Origin of the sequence: Streptomyces sp. NBC_01275, assembly GCF_026340655.1 — a bacterium.
Classification (GTDB): Bacteria; Actinomycetota; Actinomycetes; order Streptomycetales; family Streptomycetaceae; genus Streptomyces.
Genome location: NZ_JAPEOZ010000001.1, coordinates 10,165,093 through 10,182,087, shown reverse-complemented (window position 1 = coordinate 10,182,087; position 16,995 = coordinate 10,165,093). Strand labels below are relative to the sequence as shown.

At 70.1% G+C, this 16,995-nt stretch carries 11 protein-coding genes and 3 pseudogenes; 3 read left to right on the top strand and 11 right to left on the bottom strand.

What is annotated here, in order from left to right:
- Window positions 1–16 precede the first annotated feature (16 nt).
- The 3 genes and pseudogenes from OG562_RS44775 to OG562_RS44765 all read right to left on the bottom strand — a co-directional run bounded on the left by OG562_RS44775 (window position 17) and on the right by OG562_RS44765 (window position 2,584).
- Window positions 17–523 (bottom strand): flavodoxin domain-containing protein, encoded by a 507-nt coding sequence (locus OG562_RS44775; protein WP_266408555.1) that lies wholly within the window; start codon window positions 521–523, stop codon window positions 17–19.
- Window positions 524–539: 16 nt separating this feature from the next.
- A pseudogene (locus OG562_RS44770) lies at window positions 540–1,088 on the bottom strand (CBS domain-containing protein); the annotation flags it as partial.
- A 290-nt stretch (window positions 1,089–1,378) separates the two neighbouring features.
- Window positions 1,379–2,584: an IS256 family transposase gene (locus OG562_RS44765; RefSeq protein ID WP_266409232.1), complete on the bottom strand. Its 1,206-nt coding sequence runs from the start codon at window positions 2,582–2,584 to the stop codon at window positions 1,379–1,381.
- A 146-nt stretch (window positions 2,585–2,730) separates the two neighbouring features.
- On the opposite strand from OG562_RS44765, the pseudogene OG562_RS44760 reads away from it, so the two are divergent.
- Window positions 2,731–2,879 (top strand): annotated as a pseudogene (locus OG562_RS44760) (IS5/IS1182 family transposase); the annotation flags it as partial.
- A 30-nt stretch (window positions 2,880–2,909) separates the two neighbouring features.
- Here OG562_RS44760 and OG562_RS44755 read toward each other — a convergent pair.
- Window positions 2,910–3,902, bottom strand: a complete 993-nt coding sequence (locus tag OG562_RS44755; protein ID WP_266408552.1) for an aldo/keto reductase — start codon at window positions 3,900–3,902, stop codon at window positions 2,910–2,912.
- 126 nt (window positions 3,903–4,028) lie between these two features.
- Here OG562_RS44755 and OG562_RS44750 point away from each other — a divergent pair, with 126 nt between their 5' ends.
- Window positions 4,029–4,658 (top strand): TetR family transcriptional regulator, encoded by a 630-nt coding sequence (locus OG562_RS44750; protein WP_266408550.1) that lies wholly within the window; start codon window positions 4,029–4,031, stop codon window positions 4,656–4,658.
- A gap of 153 nt (window positions 4,659–4,811) precedes the next feature.
- Here the strand turns inward: OG562_RS44750 and OG562_RS44745 are convergent, their stop codons facing one another.
- On the bottom strand, window positions 4,812–5,459 hold the full coding sequence (locus OG562_RS44745) for a TetR/AcrR family transcriptional regulator (protein WP_266408549.1): 648 nt from the start codon (window positions 5,457–5,459) through the stop codon (window positions 4,812–4,814).
- A 153-nt stretch (window positions 5,460–5,612) separates the two neighbouring features.
- Between OG562_RS44745 and OG562_RS44740 the strand changes: the two genes are divergently transcribed.
- Window positions 5,613–7,955 (top strand): MMPL family transporter, encoded by a 2,343-nt coding sequence (locus tag OG562_RS44740; RefSeq protein ID WP_266408548.1) that lies wholly within the window; start codon window positions 5,613–5,615, stop codon window positions 7,953–7,955.
- 984 nt (window positions 7,956–8,939) lie between these two features.
- Here the strand turns inward: OG562_RS44740 and OG562_RS44735 are convergent.
- From OG562_RS44735 to OG562_RS44710, 6 genes and pseudogenes are all read right to left on the bottom strand, one after another.
- On the bottom strand, window positions 8,940–9,356 hold the full coding sequence (locus OG562_RS44735) for a TetR/AcrR family transcriptional regulator C-terminal domain-containing protein (RefSeq protein ID WP_266409854.1): 417 nt from the start codon (window positions 9,354–9,356) through the stop codon (window positions 8,940–8,942).
- Window positions 9,357–9,466: 110 nt separating this feature from the next.
- Window positions 9,467–9,631, bottom strand: a pseudogene (locus tag OG562_RS44730) (CBS domain-containing protein); the annotation flags it as partial.
- Between the two features lie 13 nt (window positions 9,632–9,644).
- On the bottom strand, window positions 9,645–12,413 hold the full coding sequence (locus OG562_RS44725) for a bifunctional GNAT family N-acetyltransferase/acetate--CoA ligase family protein (protein WP_266408546.1): 2,769 nt from the start codon (window positions 12,411–12,413) through the stop codon (window positions 9,645–9,647).
- Between the two features lie 152 nt (window positions 12,414–12,565).
- Complete coding sequence (gene gap / locus OG562_RS44720) at window positions 12,566–13,579, bottom strand: type I glyceraldehyde-3-phosphate dehydrogenase (RefSeq protein ID WP_266408545.1); 1,014 nt, start codon at window positions 13,577–13,579, stop codon at window positions 12,566–12,568.
- 32 nt (window positions 13,580–13,611) lie between these two features.
- Window positions 13,612–16,002, bottom strand: coding sequence for a phosphoketolase (locus OG562_RS44715; RefSeq protein WP_266408542.1), 2,391 nt, complete (start codon window positions 16,000–16,002; stop codon window positions 13,612–13,614).
- 116 nt (window positions 16,003–16,118) lie between these two features.
- Window positions 16,119–16,991 (bottom strand): universal stress protein, encoded by an 873-nt coding sequence (locus OG562_RS44710; RefSeq protein ID WP_266408541.1) that lies wholly within the window; start codon window positions 16,989–16,991, stop codon window positions 16,119–16,121.
- Window positions 16,992–16,995: the final 4 nt, after the last annotated feature.

Below are 16,995 nucleotides of genomic sequence, written 5' to 3'. Positions count from 1 at the left end.
ATCCCTCCTATCCCTCCTATCCCTCCTGTGCGTGCGTCAGTGCGTCGGCGATGCCTTCCGCCCATGCCTCGATCGCGCCGAAGTCCCGGAAGTCGCCGCCTTTCCCGGAGCGGAGGATCATCCCGGCCACCCACCCTTTGGCGCCTGCCTCCAGACGCCCTCCGAACGTGATGTGCTCCCGGACGTCGAGGCGGGCCATGGCCCGTTGCACGCCGCGCACCGGCGGGATGTCCCGCTCGGAGGCCGAGGCGTCGAGCGGTCCGCTGCTGAAGAACCACGTCGGACGCTCCGCCAGGGCGGCGCGGTGCCGACGGACGAACCGCCGCGCGTCCTTGTGCCAGCGCCCCGCGTAGAGCCCGCCGCCGACCACGACGGCGTCGTAGCGCGCCAGGCTCGTCACGGACCTGGCCGGAAGAGTCTCGACGGTCAGTCCGCCCTTGCGCAGGACGTCGGCGACGGCCTCGGCGATCCCCGCCGTGGATCCGTTCGTCGTTCCGTACGTGACCAACACGGTGTCGCTCATGGTGGTCGGCCTCCTCTCACAGTCGGCGCAGCCAGTCGTCGGCCACGCCGTGCATCGCCTGTGCCTCTTCCTCGGTACGCAGGTGTGCGTCGTCCAGTCGGTAGGTGAGGTTGCCGACCACGTCGACCACGCCGTCGATCCGGCGGGTCATGGACACGGCGATCTCGGTCTCGCTCTTGCGTTCCAGGTGTCCGGCGAGCGTGACGACGCCCTCCGCCACGGAGACCTCGACGCTGCGCGGCGCCAGCCACAGCGTGTGCACCAGGACTTCTTCGATCACCTCGTCGCGGATCTCCTGGTCGGGCCGCAGGAAGACCTGGAGGAGGTCGCGACGGGCGACGATCCCGACGAGCCGGTCCTCCTCGTCGAGGACGGGCAGCCGTTCCACGTGCCGCTGGGCCATGGCGCGGGCGGCCTGGACGATGGTGTCGTCGGCGTGCACGGTGACGGGCGGCCGGGTCATCAGCTCGCCGGCCGTGCGGGCCTTGCCCTTCGCGGCCTTGCGCCTGCCGCCGGGCGTCAGTTCGGCGAGCCTCACACGGTGCTTCGGCTCGTACGGGTCCGGGTGGTCGCCTGGTGCATCATCAGAAACAGGATGAATTGCATCAGCTGCAACAGTTCGTACACCTTCGCATCGGCCGTTGCTGCTGATCAGATCCCCTGACGCGGGAATGCCCGGAGTCCCCTTGCGCAGGTGGCCAACACCGCCCCGCATGGACGCAACAATGATGCGTTTGATACAACGGCGCACATGGTCGCTGAGGCACCCGGTTCGGTGCGTCTTGCCCTGGCTCCGAACGTCGTCCTTCTGGACCGGGTGTGTCAATTTAACGGCTGATCTTGGTTGTTGAGTGGTCAGTTGTTGCTCGGCGTGAGGCGGCCCTCGAAGGCGATCTGGAACGCGTTCAGGGGTGCCTTCCAGCGCATGGTCCACCGCTTGCGGCCCTTGCCCGTGGGGTCCAGGCTCATCAGCGCCATGTAGATGCACTTGAGGGCGGCGGCCTCGTTGGGGAAGTGTCCGCGGGCGCGGACGGCCTTGCGGATGCGGGCGTTGACGCTCTCGATCGCGTTCGTGCTGCAGATGACCTTGCGTATCTCGACATCGAAGGAGAGGAAGGGCACGAACTCGGCCCAGGCGTTCTCCCACAGTTTCACGATCGCCGGATACTTCTGGCCCCACGCCTCCTGGAACTCGAGGAACCGCTCCGTCGCCGCATCCTCGCTGGGTGCGGTGTAGACGGGCTTGAGGGCCTTGGCGACCTTGTCCCAGTCCTGCCGGGCGGCGTAACGGAACGAATTCCGCAGCAGGTGAACCACACACGTCTGGACAATCGTGCGAGGCCAGATGGCCTCCACGGCTTCGGGAAGGCCCTTGAGCCCGTCGCAGACCAGCATGAGCACGTCGTCCAGGCCGCGGTTCTTCAGCTCGGTGAACACGTGCAGCCAGTACTTCGCGCCCTCGCCGCCGTCGCCGGCCCAGATGCCGAGGATGTCGCGAGTGCCGTCCACGGTCACCGCCATCACCACGTAGATGGGGCGGTTCGCGACCTGCCCGTCCCTGATCTTGACGTTGACGGCGTCCACGAACAGGACCGGATAGACGCGGTCGAGGGGACGGTTCTGCCATTCGGCCATGCCTTCCATGACCTTGTCGGTGATGGTGGAGATGGTCTGCTTGGACACCTCGGCGCCGTAAACCTCGGCCAGATGAGCCGAGATCTCGCCGTGCGTGAGCCCCTTCGCCGACAGCGACAACACCATCTCGTCGACGCCGGTCAGGCGTCGCTGCCGCTTCTTGACGATCTGCGGCTCGAACGTGCCCGAGGTGTCACGCGGCACCTTGACCTCGACTGGCCCGACGTCGGTCAGCACGGTCTTGGCCCGGCCTCCGTTGCGGGAGTTGCCGCTGCCCCGGCCAGCAGCTTCGTGCTTCTCGTAGCCGAGGTGATCGGTGATCTCACCTTCCAGGGCAGACTCCAAGACCCGCTTGGTCAGCTGCTGCAGCAGCCCGCCCTGCCCGGTCAGCTGCAGCCCCTCCGACCGGGCCCGCTCCACCAGCATCGCGACCAGCTGCTCGTCGGACACGGGCGCAGGCAGTCCCGACTGGGCACTCTCGACAGGCTCCACGGTCCCCAACTCCACGGCGGTGTCAGTCACTTGACGTCTCCCCCATGATCGTCGGATCCGCCGTTAGATTTACACTCCCCGGCCGCCATCGATGGGTCGTTGAACGTACGGTTTCCTGGCTTGCCGGATGCCGCCGCTGCACCGCCGCTACGAACGCAAGCCCGAGCGCTTCCTCGGCTTCGTCGGCATAGCCGCCACGCTCATCTGCCACCGGCTCCTGACCAAATGACCGTGGGAAGGCGTCGTGGTGTCGGCGTGGTCAGTCGGTGGTGAAGCTGGACAGTGATGCGGCCGGGTAGCGGCTGCCCGCCGATCCGTGGGGGAGGATCTCGGTGATGCGGGCCAGGTCGGCGCTGGTGAGCTGGACGCCGTCGGCGGCGGCGTTCTCCTCAAGACGCTTGGCGCTGCGGGTGCCGGGGATGGGCACGACGTCCTGGCCCTGGGCGAGGAGCCAGGCCAGCGCGAGTTGGGCGGTGGTGATGCCCTTGGCTGCGGCGAGTTCCGTGAGCTGTTCGGTGGCGCGGAGGTTGTAGGCGTAGTTCTCGCCCTGCCAGCGCTCGTCCCAGCTGCGCATGTCGTCCGCGGGGTATTCGGTCGCGGGCTTGACCGCGCCCGTCAGGAAGCCTCGGCCGAGCGGGGAGTAGGGGACCAGGCCGATGCCGAGCTCCCGCAGGACGGGGAGGATCTTCTCCTCTACCTCGCGCTCGAAGAGGGAGTACTCGTATTGGAGGGCGGAGACCGGGGTGACGGCGTGGGCGCGGCGGATGTACTGGGGGCCGACGTTGCTCAGGCCGAAGTACCTGACCTTGCCCTCGGTGATCAGTTCACCGACTACGCCCGCGACTTCCTCGGCGGGGACGTTGGGGTCGGAGATGTGCTGGTAAAAGAGGTCGATGTGGTTGGTCTGCAGGTAGCGCAGGCTGTTTTCGGCGACCTTGCGGATGTTCTCGGGGCGGCTGTTGAAGCCGGAACCGAGCGGCTGGGAGGTCATGTCGAAGCCGAATTTGGTGGCCAGGACCACCTCGTCGCGGAAGTCCCGGACCGCTTTGCCCAGCAGGATCTCGTTGCTGCCGGCGCCGGCGCCGTACAGCTCGGCGGTGTCGAAGAGGTTGATCCCGAGTTCGTGGGCGCGGCGGATGGTCGCGGTGCCCTCGTCGTCGTTCGAGGTGCCGTAGGCCATGGACATGCCCATGACGCCAAGACCGAGCGCCGAGACGCGCAGGCCCTGAGAGCCCAGATTGCGGTGCTGCATGAGTTCACTTCCTCAGTGCGTGCCGGTTCCACCCCGAATGGGCCGAACCGAACTGTTTGGTTTTAACTCTACGGGCAGGCATCCCGCAACGCCAAACCAAACCGTTCGGTGCCTTATCCTGGGGTTATGTCCAACTCCCCCGACTCCGGCCAGACCCCAGCGCACGCAGCCACTCCTGACCGTGGCGACACCACGCGTGAGCGGATCCTCGCCGCCGCCATGGAGGAGTTCGCCCGCCACGGCATCGCCGGCGCCCGCGTCGACCGCATCGCCAAAAGCGCTCGGACAAGCAAGGAACGGGTCTACGCATACTTCCGCGGCAAGGAAGCGCTCTACGCCCACGTCGCCGCGCGAGAGCTCTCTGTCATCGCCGACGCCACCCAGATAGACCCGTCCGATCTCCCCAGCTACGCGGGCCGCCTGTTCGACTACTTCACCGCCCGCCCCGACCATTACCGCCTGATCACCTGGGGCCGCCTCGAACTGGCTGATGCCGGCGACACCGAAGACGATCCCACCCGGGCGGTCATCACCCGCAAGCTCGACCAGCTCCGCCAGGCCCAGCAGGCCGGGCAGCTCAATCCCGCATGGGATCCGGCCGACGTCCTCGCCCTGGTCAACCAGATCGCCACTACCTGGGCAGCTCAACCCGAACTCGCCGAAGCCGCGGCCGAACACGCCACCGACTCCACCACCGCAGCCCGCCGCGCCGCCGTGGTCACCGCAGTCGAGCAGCTATTCCCTCGAGCGGTCTGAGAAGACCCGCTCCGGACACCTGGCCCGTGCGCAACGGGGTACGTGCGCTGGTGAACAGAGTTTGGTTCAGGGTGCCAAGCCGCCCAGGCACCTCCACTCGCCGGCAGCACCACGGAATCAGGCGCTACTGGGGTCAGTCGCGGCCTCCGGGAGTCAGTCCCGGACGACGCCGCTGATCGCGGCGCGGAGGTCGTCGTCTTCCGTTTCCGCGCATGCCGGTGGGAGAGGGGACGCGCTGGCGGGGTTGAGCGAGTCGAAGAGCAGGGCCATGAAGCGTGCGCGCGTGGACGGTGCGGCACCGGGGAGCGCGAGGCCTGCGATGCCCATGACGAGGAAGTGCGGAATGTCGTCCGCCGTGAGGTCGGTACGGATCTCGCCCTGCTCCTGTGCGTACTCGAGGAGGGGGCGGAGGGACTCGCTGAGGCGCTGGAGGGCGTCCACGGCGACGTCGGCGAAGTTGGCGGCGAAGGTGACCAGTCCCCGCTCCTCGGTGATCAGGTCGAGCAGTCGTGTGGCGATGTCCAGGAGGGTCTGGCGCGGGTGGCGGGAGGCCGTGGCGTCGTTGATCAGTGGGAGGAGGTCGGTCTCGAGGATGTCGTCGAGGACGGCCCGGACGATGGCCTCCCGGTTGGGGAAGTGCCGGTAGAGCGTGGCGATGCCCACGCCCGCCTCGGCGGCGATCTGCTCCAAGGAGCCCTCACCTGCGCCAAGGACATTACGTCCGGCCGCGATGATGCGCTCCACGCTGGAGCGGGCGTCAACCCTGCGGAGCCGGCGTGTGCGCGGTGCGGCGTTCGGCATCTCTGACCCTCCCGTTCTGCACCGCAGACTACTCAATCGCCTGCGCGACGATAGCACTCTACCGCTTCGATAGTCTCCTATCGTTTTGGTAGTACCCTCTCACTTCGTTCGGATGCGCGTGCCCTGCAGGGTGCGCCGGGGAAGGGAGAGAGTGTGTCTGTGCTGCTGTACCGGCTGGGGCATTTCGCCTACGCCAGGCCCTGGTATGTGATCGCCGGCTGGCTGGCGGTGGTGGCCGCCGTGGTGGCGCTGCTCGCGGTCAACCCCGTCAAGCTGAGCAACGAGGTACGCATCGACGGCACCTCCGCCCAGGAGGTCATCGACGATCTGGCGAAGTCCCTTCCCGAGGCGTCCGGCGGGCAGGGCATGCTGGTGTTCCGCGCGCAGAACGGGACGCGGGTCGACGGCGAGGAAAGCCGCGACGCCCTCATCGCCGCGGTGGACGCGGTCTACCGCCACGACCACGTCATCGACGCCCGCAAGGTCCTCGCCGACGAACTGTCCAAGGGGGAGAAGAGTCCGCTGCTGCGGACCCAGGCAGCGGTGGCCGAAGCCGCCGGGCAGCCGACGGGAGGCAAGGTGCCGTCCCCGCTGCTGCAGGACGGCCGACCGGTGCCCGGGGTCGTCGTCGCGGCCGACGGCTCCACCGCCCTGATGCAGTTCCAGTTCGACGAGCAGACCTATGAGCTGCCCTCCGGCACGATCGACAGCACCGTCGAGGCCGCAGAGCAGCAGGCCGAACGAGCCCACCTCGACGTCCTGCCGTCGGCGGCGATGCTGGAGATACCCGAGATCGTGGGCGTCGGCGAGATCGTCGGCGTCGTGGTGGCGGCCATCGTCCTGCTGGTCACCCTGGGATCGGTCGTGGCCGCGGGCCTGCCCCTGGTGATCGCTCTGGTCGGTGTCACGGTGGGCGTCGGCGGCGCCTTCACTCTCTCCACCGTCTTCGAGATCCACTCGCTCACCGCCGTACTGGCCCTGATGCTGGGGCTCGCCGTCGGCATCGACTACGCCCTGTTCATCGTCAACCGGCAACGGCGGCTCATCCTGGAGACCGGCCTGGACGCGCACGAGGCGACCGGCCGTGCCATCGGCACCGCCGGCAGCGCGGTCTTCTTCGCCGGCAGCACCGTCATCATCGCCCTGGCAGGACTGCTGGTGGTCGGGATCACGCTGCTCAGCACCATGGCCCTCGCCGCCGCGGCCACGATCGCCGTCACCGTCCTGCTCGCCCTGACCCTGCTGCCGGCGCTCCTGGGCTTGGTCAAGGAGCGCGTCTGCTCGGCCAGAACCCGACGCACGGCGCAGCAGCAGGCCTCCGCCGCCGCACGGACACGGGCCACCCGCTGGGGATCACACCTGGTCCGCCACAAGTACCCCGCTCTCACGGCGGCGTTCCTGATCCCCCTCGTTCTGGCGCTCCCCGCCCTCGACATGAGGATGGGCCTGCCGTCCGGCGCCAGCTACAACCCCGACACCGCACAGCGCCAGAGCTACGAGGAGGTCAGCGACACCTTCGGCCCCGGCTTCAACGGCCCCCTCATGCTCGTCGCCCGCTCCTCCGACAGCGGGCGGGCGCTCACTCCCACGGCCCTCGCTGCGGTCGTCTCCGAGCTGAAGGACACCGAGGGCGCCACTTCGATCTCTCTGGCAGGTATGAACACCGCCGGCACCGTGGCCGTCCTCAGCCTCGTTCCCGGCGACGGTCCGAACGACGACGGCACCAAGGACCTCGTCGCCTCCGTGCGGGACAAGAGCCGGGAGATCCGCGAAACCCATGGCGTCACCATCGGCGTCACCGGCTTCACCGCCCTCGCGATCGACGTGTCCGACCGCCTCGGGGACGTCCTGCCCCTCTACGTGGCCACCGTTCTCGGGCTCTCGCTGATCGTCCTGCTCCTGGTCTTCCGCTCGGTCGTCGTCCCGGTCATGGCCACGCTCGGCTTCCTGCTCAGCATCGCCGCCACCTTCGGCATCACCACGGCGGTCTTCCAATGGGGCTGGCTGCAGGCGCTGTTCGGACTCGACGCGAACGCACCTGTGGTGAGCCTGCTGCCCATCATCGTCACCGGCGTGCTCTATGGACTGGCCATGGACTACCAGGTGTTCCTGGTCACCTCGATGCGTGAGGCCCGCATGCACGGTGCCGACCCGCTCGACGCGACCGTCTCCGGCTTCGCCCGGGCGAGCGCCGTCGTGATCGCCGCGGCCACGATCATGGTCTCGGTCTTCGCCGGATTCATCTTCAACGCCCAGCCCATGATCAAACAGGCGGGATTCGCGCTGGCGGCGGGCATCCTCATCGACGCGTTCGTCATCCGCATGACATTCATCCCGGCCACCATGGCACTCGCACGGGAGAAGGCCTGGTGGATTCCCGTGTGGCTGGACCGCCTCCTGCCCGACCTGGACGTCGAAGGCGACAAACTCGCGCAGAAGATCCCGCTCCCCCATCCTGCCGCTCCCCGCCAGCACGCCACAGCGCAGCAGACCTGACGCTCCGTCGGCGAACATGTGCCTGCCGGTAACGCCGAACCCGAGGTCGTCGGCCGCGGCGCCCGTGTCATCCGCGTCGTTTCGCGCACGGCACGGGGCGGGAAGTGGCAACGAGTCGTAGTCCTGGCCTGGTTTCTGATGGCACCCGTTTCCATGATCGGAAGCGCTTCTACACCACCACACTCGGCGGACCGCACCCGCACGGACCGAGCCGTCACCACGTCAATGAGTGCTGCGGCAGCCGCCCCCTGCGACCGCGTACACAGCGGTCGCAGGGACAGTGAGCGTTTGCCAACCTGCTTGGCGGGGTGGGGAGTTGCGGCGTGGGTGGCGGCCGGACGTACGGAAGCTCCTGGTAGATGGGTTCAAGACCAAGATCGCCTGTCGCCCAGGAGCTTCCGCGTGTTTGTCTACCCATCGCAGCGCGTCGAGCAGGCTCACCTGTGGCGAGACGTCCAGCCGTTGGGCGGATCCGTTGATCCACAGCTCGATCTCCACCGTGTCATTCCTCCGGTTCGCCTGAGGGCTCGTTCTCTTGAGGGAGGCGCCATCAGGCACGTAGGACAGAACCAGAGGGACTCCGGCCTGAATCACTACGTCTCGCTTCGCGGCGCTCGCGGATGATGATCTTTTTCGGATCACGCGCTGTCTGCGGGTGGCGCTGGCTAACCGGTGTAGCCGCGGTGGTCGCCGCCGCAGAAGGCCAACACCGTCACAGCGGGGCCGACGTCGCCCCGGGTTCACACGTGCTGGAGGATTTCGTCGATCACTTGTTGGTGGTCGCGCCACCGAGCACAACGCCGGGTGCGCACGTCAGCAGTACCGGGAGGCCACGGCCCGGGCTCAGCTGTCGGCCGCTGTTGGTTACGGGGAGGACCGGCCGTGCTCGCCGGTATTCGTTGTCGGTCGAGTCACCCATACCTGTACCTGTCCCGGTGAGGCGACGTATCGGGGTCCTTGCAGCGTGAACTGGTGGTCCAGGCTTCAGGATCCGGTGCGATAGCGGGTGAGCATGAGGGCGACGGCTTCGTCCACGATCGTGGTGTCGGTGGGGTCGGGCGGGACGAAGTCGGTGCGTACGAGTTGAGGCCACAGGAGCTGGCCGCAGATCATGCCGAGGAACTGTTCGGCCACTGCGGAGGTCTGCTGTGTCTGTCCGTCGGCCGAACGGAAGTCGAGTGTGCCGGCCTGCGCTTCGGCGTCCAGGTAGTCGCGGAGCCGGTCGAAGAAGGGTCCGCGGTCGATGGCCAAGCCGGTGCCGACGATGTCGGCGAGTTCCGGCATCTGGGGAAGTTCGGTGACGAACCGGTACGCGAGCTCCTCCGACCACCAGACCCGCGCTGGCGCCCGCGCTCCGGTGCGCGCTCGATCTCTTCTTCTTGGTCCGGTGTCTTTGCGCAGACAGCGCCCGCTGCGGTGAGAGCTGTACGCCTTGTCACCGCGACCGGGTGTGGGAGTGCTCGCCCTGTGGGCGAATACTGCAACCCTCGAATACCGACACTCCGCCAGTGGTCCGTTTCGGACAGGACCCCGATGACCTTTTCGTCCTCGTCCACCACCGGCAGTCCGCTGATCCGGTGGTCCGCCAGCAGCCGGGCCACCTCCTTGAACGGTGTGCCGTACTCGGCGCGGACGACGTCCGCGGTCATCACGGTGCCGACCTTGTCGTGTCTCATGGCCGTCTCCTCCTCAGCGCAGTCGGCGCAGATACGGGTCCTGGGGGCGACGCGGCAGCAGGCGCAGCCGTGCGTCGAGCACGGTGACGCCGCCCGGTGTCGCCAGGACGGGGTTGAAGTCGACCTCGGCGAGTTGCGGCAGGTCCGCCGCCATCCGGGACAGCCGCAGGAGCAGTTGTTCCAGGTCCTCGAAGTCGACGGGGGTGCTTCCGTTCGCGCCCAGCAGCAGCGGGGCGCACCGCGGCGAGGTGATCAGCTCGTGGACGTCGCGGTCGGTGAGGGGGGCGAGGCGGGCTGCGTGATCGGCCAGCACCTCGGTGGCCGTGCCGCCGAGCCCGAACAGGACCAGGGGGCCGAAGACCTCGTCCTGGACCACTCCCGCGAACAGCTCGGTGCCGCGGGCGGCGAGGGGTTGCAGGACCACGCCGGTCATGAGTCCCGCGAAGCGGGTCTCCAGGTCTCGGAACGCGGCCCGCACCTGGGAGTCGCCGCGCAGATCCAGGTGAACGGCGTGCTGCTGCGTCTTGTGCAGCAGTCCGGGCCAGTGGGCCTTCATGACCACCCTGCCGTCGTAGCCGCGCAGCCGGTCGGCGGCGAGCACGGCCCCGTCCTCGGTCTCGGCCCAGGCCCACGGGATCTGCGGGATGCCGTAGCAGGCCAGCAGGTCGGCGCCGGTGCGCGGGTCGAGCCAGCCGCCGTCGGGGTGCGTGGTCAGGTACTCCTCGACGACCGTGCGGGCCCGTGCGGTCTCGACGTCGTCGAGGTCGGGGACGGCGCCGGCCGGCCGGGCGAGCCAGGCGGCGCGCTCGGCCGCGTGGGCCAGGGCGCGGGCCGCCGCCTGCGGTTCCGCGTAGGAGGGGATCGTGCCGCCGTCCGCGGCGGGCAGCAGCCGGACGGACCGGTCCTGCTCCAGGCGTACGGCGAGCACGGGCCGCGCCCGACGGCCGGGAGGCGCGGTGACGGCCCGCACCAGGTCGTCGCCGGTGGCCGCGGCGACCGCCGTGGGCACGAGGGCCACGATGACGGCGTCGACGCCGGGGCACCGGGTGAGGCGGTCGACGCACTGTGTGAGCTGTTCCTCGGAGACGGCGGCGGTGGCGTCGACGGGGTTGCCGACGGCGGCGCCGTCCGGCAGCACCGCGAGCAGTTCGTCGATCATCGCGGGGGTGAACGGGGGAAGGGCCAGTCCCGCCTCCGCGCAGGCGTCGGCGGTGAGCACTCCGGCGCCGCCCGCGTTGGTGACGATCGCGACGCGGCTGCCCTCCGGCAGCGGCTGAGAGTGCAGCAGGGCCGCCGTTTCCAGGAGTTCGCCGACCGAGCGGGTGGCGGTTACGCCGGCCTGGGTGAACAGCGCGCCGCGGGTCATGGTGCGGGTGGCGGCGGCCGCGGTGTGCGAGGCGGCCGCCTTGCGGCCCGCGTCGGTTCGGCCGGAGTCGACGGTGAGCACCGGGATGCGGCGCGACACACGGCGGGCGGTGCGGGAGAAGGCGCGCGGGTTGCCGAAGGACTCCGGGTGCAGCAGGGCGAGGTCGGTGCGGCCGTCGCTCTCCCACCACTGGAGCATGTCGTTGCCGCTGACGTCGTACTTGTCGCCGAGCGAGACGAAGGAGGAAACGCCGATGCCGAGTCGGGACAGCCCGTCGAGCAGGGCGATGCCGACCCCGCCGGACTGTACTGCGACCCCTGCCGTGCCTGGGCGGGGGTGCTCGGCGGCGAAGGTCGCGTCGAGGCTCAGTTCGGGGTCCGTGTGGGAGATGCCGAGGCAGTTGGGGCCGACGAGCCGCATGCCGTAGGTGCGGCAGGCGGTCAGCAGTGCCTCTCCCTGGCTGTGGTCGAGGCCCGCGGTGACGACGACGAGCGCACGCACCCCGGCCCGGCCGCACTCGTCGGCGACGGCCGGGACAGCGGTGGCCGGCACGGCCACGACCACGAGGTCGGGGGTCATGGGCAGCGCCGCGACGGACGGATGGGACGGCACGCCGAGCAGCGACGTGACGTGGGGGTTCACGGCGAAGAGACGCCCGGTGAAGCCGCCGGTGTGCAGGTGGTGCAGGACGGCGCGGCCCACCGAGCCGGGCGTGCGTCCGGCGCCGACCACGGCGACCACGGAGGGCCGCAGCAACGGCAGCAGGCTGGCCACGTCGGCGGACCGGCCCCGGGCCTCGACGGCCGACAGGTAGGCGTCGTCCTGGTCGAGGTGGACGGTGCAGCGCACCTCCGGGCCCTCGAAGCGGCGGGAGGTGCGCAGGCCGAGGTCGGCGAAGAGACGGAGCACCTCGTGGTTCTCGCTGAGCGCGTCGGCGGTGAAGGCGGTGATGCCCTCCGCGCGCGCCGCCGAGACCAGGTGCTCGACGAGCAGGGTGCCCACGCCCCGGTGGTGCAGGCCGTCGGCGACGGCGATGGAGATCTCGGCGCCGCCCTTCTCCGCATCGCCCTTCCCCCCGCCGCCCTTCCCCCCGCCGCCCTTTTCCCCGCCGTCCTTCTCGCCGCCGTCCTTCTCGCCGCCGGTGTCGTACTCGGCGAGGCCGATCACCCGGCCGTCGGCCTCGGCCAGCAGGGCCCGGTAGCCCGGGCGGGCCGGGGCGCAGGCCCGGTCGGCGGCCATGGCCGCCGAGCGCCGGCTCGCCGCGAAGAAGCGCAGGCGGAGGTTCTCCGGCGACATCTCCTCGTAGAGGCCTTGCAGCTGGGCGTGGTCGTCCGGCCGCACGGGGCGTATGCACACGGTGGCGCCGTCGGCGAGCAGGGCGTGGACCGGGGGCCGGTCGAGCAGGTCGTCCGTCATCGCGGGTCTCCTCCATGGCTTTCGATACGTCGATCGTCCGGCGGAGCGCGGGGGCGTCACAGGGGCTGTCCGGGGGCGGCCTGGGGCCGGTCGGCCCTCCGTGCGCGGCCGACCGGTCCCTGCGTCGCCCCGCGGTGAGCCGTCCGCCCGGGTCAGTCGTCCGCCACCAGGGCCGTCAGGTCCAGGAGGCGGTTGGTGTAGCCCCACTCGTTGTCGTACCAGCCGAAGACCTTGGCCAGGGTGCCGTTGGCCTGGGTCAGGGCCGGGTCGAAGACGCAGGACGCGGGGTCGCCGATGACGTCACGGGAGACGATCGGAGCCTTCGAGACGCGCAGGACGCCGTTCAGCGGGCCGTCCGCGGCCGCCTCGAACACGGCGTTGATCTCGTCCGCGCTCGCCTCCCGGGCGAGGACCACGGCGAGGTCGGTGAGCGAGCCGTCCTCCACGGGCACCCGGACCGCGATCCCGTCCAGGGCCCCGGCCAGCTCCGGCACCACCAGACCCACGGCACGGGCGGCGCCGGTGCTGGTGGGGATGATGCTCAGGGCGGCCGAGCGGGCCCGGCGCAGGTCCTTGTGCGGGCCGTCCAGCAGGGACTGGTCGTTGGTGTAGCCGTGGATGGTGGTCATCATGCCCCGCTCGATGCCGAAGGCGTCGTGGAGCACCTTCACCATCGGGGCGACGCAGTTGGTGGTGCAGGAGGCGGCGGAGACGATCCGGTCGCGGTGCCGGTCGTAGGCACGGTCGTTGACGCCCATCACGATGGTGGCGTCCACGCCCTTGCCGGGCGCCGACAGCAGCACGGTGTGCGCTCCGCTCTTCAGGTGCAGGGCCGCGGAGTCGCGGTCGCGGAAACGCCCGGTGGACTCGACGACGACGCCGGCGCCGTGGTCGGACCAGTGCAGGGCGGCCGGGTCGCGCTCGGCGGTGACGGCGATGCGCCGTCCGTCGACGGTGATGGAACTGTCGTCGTGCCGGACGTCGCGTCCGATGCGCCCGAACGTCGAGTCGTACTCCAGCAGGTGGGCCAGGGTGGCGGGTGAGGTGATGTCGTTGACGGCGACGACCTCGACGTCCTGGGTGCCTTCTTCGGCACGGTCGAGGGCGGCGCGCAGGTAGGTGCGACCGATGCGGCCGAAGCCGTTGATGCCGACGCGTACGGTCATGGCGCTGGGTTCCTTCCGGGGGCGAGGGGCGGTCAGGCGTTCCAGGTCCAGTCGGCGACCTCGGGCAGGTCGGTGCCGTGCTCGCGGATCCAGGCCTGGTGGCGGGTGCGGACGTCGGCCATCTGCTGGCGTACGGCGGCGGCGCGCACGGCGAGGCCGGGGACGCGGTCGATGACGTCCATGACCAGGCGGTAGCGGTCGAGGTCGTTGCGGACGACCATGTCGAACGGCGTGGTCGTGGTGCCCGACTCCTTGTAGCCGCGCACATGCAGGTTCTGGTGGCCGTTACGGCGGTAGGCGAGCCGGTGGATCAGCCACGGGTAGCCGTGGTACGCGAAGATCACCGGCTTGTCGGTGGTGAACAGCCCGTCGTACTCGAAGTCGCTCATGCCGTGCGGGTGTTCCTCGCGCGGCAGCAGCCGGGTCATGTCGACGACGTTGACGACGCGGACGGCGAGCTGGGGCAGGTGGCGGCGCAGCAGCTGGGCGGCGGCCAGCACCTCCAGGGTGGGCACGTCTCCGGCGCAGGCCAGGACGACGTCCGGCTCGCCGCCGTTCTCCGTGCCGGCCCACTCCCAGATCCCGGCGCCCCGGGCGCAGTGCGCGCGGGCCTCGTCCATCGACAGCCAGTCGAAGCAGGGCTGCTTGCCTGCCACGATGACGTTGACGTAGTCGCGGCTGCGCAGCACGTGGTCCGCCACCGACAGCAGCGTGTTGGCGTCCGGCGGCAGATAGACGCGCACGACCTCCGGGCTCTTGTTGAGGACGTGGTCGACGAAGCCGGGGTCCTGGTGGGAGAACCCGTTGTGGTCCTGCCGCCACACGTGGGAGGTGAGCAGGTAGTTGAGGGAGGCGATGGGGGCCCGCCACGCCAACTCCCGTGACGTCTTGAGCCACTTGATGTGCTGGTTGACCATGGAGTCGACGATGTGCACGAACGCCTCGTAGCAGGAGAACAGTCCGTGCCGGCCGGTCAGCAGGTAGCCCTCCAGCCAGCCCTGGCAGGTGTGTTCGGACAGGATCTCCATCACCCGGCCGTGATGCTCGAGGTGTTCGTCGACCGGCAGGTGTTCGGCCTGCCACGCCTTTCCGCTGACGTCGAAGACGGCCTGGAGCCGGTTGGAGGCGGTCTCGTCCGGGCCGACGAGGCGGAAGTCCCGGCGTCCGCCGGTGTCCTTCATCACCCGGGCGAGGAGGTCGCCGAGAACGCGGGTCGGTTCGTGCAGGGTCGCGCCCGGCTTGTCGACGGGCACGGCGAACTCGTCGAGCGGGGCGACGGGCAGATCGCGCACGAGCAGACCGCCGTTGGCGTACGGGGTGGCGCCGAGCCGTTTGGCGCCGTCGGGGACGCAGGCGAGAACGTCGGCGGCGGGGCGGCCGTCGGCGCCGAAGAGTTCCCGGGGCCGGTACGAGTGCAGCCAGGCCTCCAGCTGGCGGAGGTGTTCGGGGTTCTCCCGGACGCCGGCCAGCGGAACCTGGTGGGCGCGCCAGGTGCCCTCGACGGGCACGCCGTCCACATCGGCCGGTCCGGTCCAGCCCTTCGGGGTGCGCAGCACGATCATCGGCCAGTGCACGCGCTCGGTGACCTCGTCCTCGCGGGCGGTCTGCTGCATCACGGCGATGCGGTCCAGCGCTCCGTCCAGCGCCGCCGCCATGGCCCGGTGCACCTGGACCGGGTCGTCGCCGGTCACATGGATCGGCTCGTGGCCGTAGCCGCGCAGCAGTTCGTCGAGTTCGGCCTCCGGGAGCCGGGAGAGCACCGACGGGTTGGCGATCTTGTAGCCGTTGAGGTGCAGGATCGGCAGGACCGCGCCGTCGTGCACCGGGTCCAGGAACTTGTTGGAGTGCCAGGCGGCGGCCAGCGGACCGGTCTCCGCCTCGCCGTCGCCGATCACGCAGGCGACCAGCAGATCGGGGTTGTCGAAGGCGGCGCCGTAGGCGTGGGACAGCGAGTAGCCGAGCTCACCGCCCTCGTGGATGGACCCGGGCGTCTCCGGGGCGACGTGGCTGGGCACACCGCCGGGGAAGGAGAACTGCCGGAAGAGCCGGGCCATGCCCTCGCCGTCCCGCGGCACGTCCGGGTAGGTCTCGCTGTAGCTGCCCTCCAGCCAGGAGTTGGCCAGGATGGACGGCCCTCCGTGGCCCGGTCCCCAGACGCACAGGGCGTCGAGTCCACGCGCCTTGATCACCCGGTTGAGGTGGGTGTACACGAGGTTGAGCCCGGGCGAGGTGCCCCAGTGGCCGAGCAGCCGCGGCTTGATGTGCTCGGGCCTCAGGGGTTCGGTCAGCAGCGGGTTGGACATCAGGTAGATCTGTCCGGCGGCCAGATAGTTGGCGGCCCGCCAGTGCGCGTCCAGGGTGCGCAGTTCCTCGTCGGAGAGTTCGGAAAGTGCGGGGGCGTCCTGGTGTTCGACCTTGGACATGGCTGACACTCCGGAAGTCGTCGGCGTAGCGGTCATCGGGCGGTGGAGGCGGCTTGGCCGGCAAGAAGGCGGCGAGCTGCCGCGCAGGTCGGCGGAACAAGGAACGGAGTCGACGCTCACGCCCGCTCGGGCACGACCGCGACCGCGCAGGCGGAGTGGTGCAGCACCGCGTGGGCGACGCGCCCCAACTGGAGTCCGAGGTGTCCTGGGTTGCGCCGGGCGCCGACCACCAGCAGGTCGGCCTCGTGCGAAGCGGCCAGAAGGACCCTGCGGGCCGGGCCCTCCTCCGTGCGCCGGCGCAGTTCCACGTCCGGCGGCGTCTCCTTCAGCGCCTTCTCCAGAACCTCGGCGGCGTGCTGCTCGTGCAGTCGCGCGGGTTCACCGGAGAGCAGCGGGTGGTCGGTGCTCTCGTGCGCCGGGCACCGCCAGGCGCGTACGGCGTCCAGGGTCGCGTGGCGCAGCCTCGCCTCCTGCACGGCGAAGCGCAGGGCGGCGGAGTCCGTGCTCTTCTCGCCCACGCCCACCACGACGCGGCCGCGCCTCCCGGCGCTCACCTGGTTGTCGTGGCTGCCGCGCAGCACGATCACCGGGCAGTCGGCGTAGGCGGCGACGGCCAGGCTGACCGACCCGAGGAGCATCTCGACGAAGCCGCTGCGACCGCGGGTGCCGAGCACCAGGGCGCAGGCGTCGTGTCCCTCGCGCACGAGGGCGTACTCGGGCTCCTCGGGCAGCACGCCGGTGGAGATCTCGACGTCGGGCCGGCGCAGGCGGGCCCGCTGCGCGGCGACCCGCACGATGTCCTCGGCCGTGACCTGCTCGGACGGCTTGTCGAGGTCCGCCGCGAGGGACTCTCCCTCGTACCGTTCCCAGAGGGAGGCGTACACCAGCCGCAGCGGGGCTCCGCGCAGGGCGGCCTCGTCGGCCGCCCAGTCGACGGCCCGCAGGCTCGGCTCGGAGCCGTCCACGCCTACGACGATCGGGCGGTCCACGGTG

Coding starts and splice junctions, on each gene's coding strand:
- OG562_RS44715 (WP_266408542.1), bottom strand. CDS start 16,002: ATGTCCAAGGTCGAACACCAGGACGCCCCCGCACTTTCCGAACTCTCC.
- OG562_RS44750 (WP_266408550.1), top strand. CDS start 4,029: ATGTCCAACTCCCCCGACTCCGGCCAGACCCCAGCGCACGCAGCCACT.
- OG562_RS44725 (WP_266408546.1), bottom strand. CDS start 12,413: ATGACGGACGACCTGCTCGACCGGCCCCCGGTCCACGCCCTGCTCGCC.
- OG562_RS44755 (WP_266408552.1), bottom strand. CDS start 3,902: ATGCAGCACCGCAATCTGGGCTCTCAGGGCCTGCGCGTCTCGGCGCTC.
- OG562_RS44775 (WP_266408555.1), bottom strand. CDS start 523: ATGAGCGACACCGTGTTGGTCACGTACGGAACGACGAACGGATCCACG.
- OG562_RS44745 (WP_266408549.1), bottom strand. CDS start 5,459: ATGCCGAACGCCGCACCGCGCACACGCCGGCTCCGCAGGGTTGACGCC.
- OG562_RS44765 (WP_266409232.1), bottom strand. CDS start 2,584: ATGCTGGTGGAGCGGGCCCGGTCGGAGGGGCTGCAGCTGACCGGGCAG.
- gap (WP_266408545.1), bottom strand. CDS start 13,579: ATGACCGTACGCGTCGGCATCAACGGCTTCGGCCGCATCGGTCGCACC.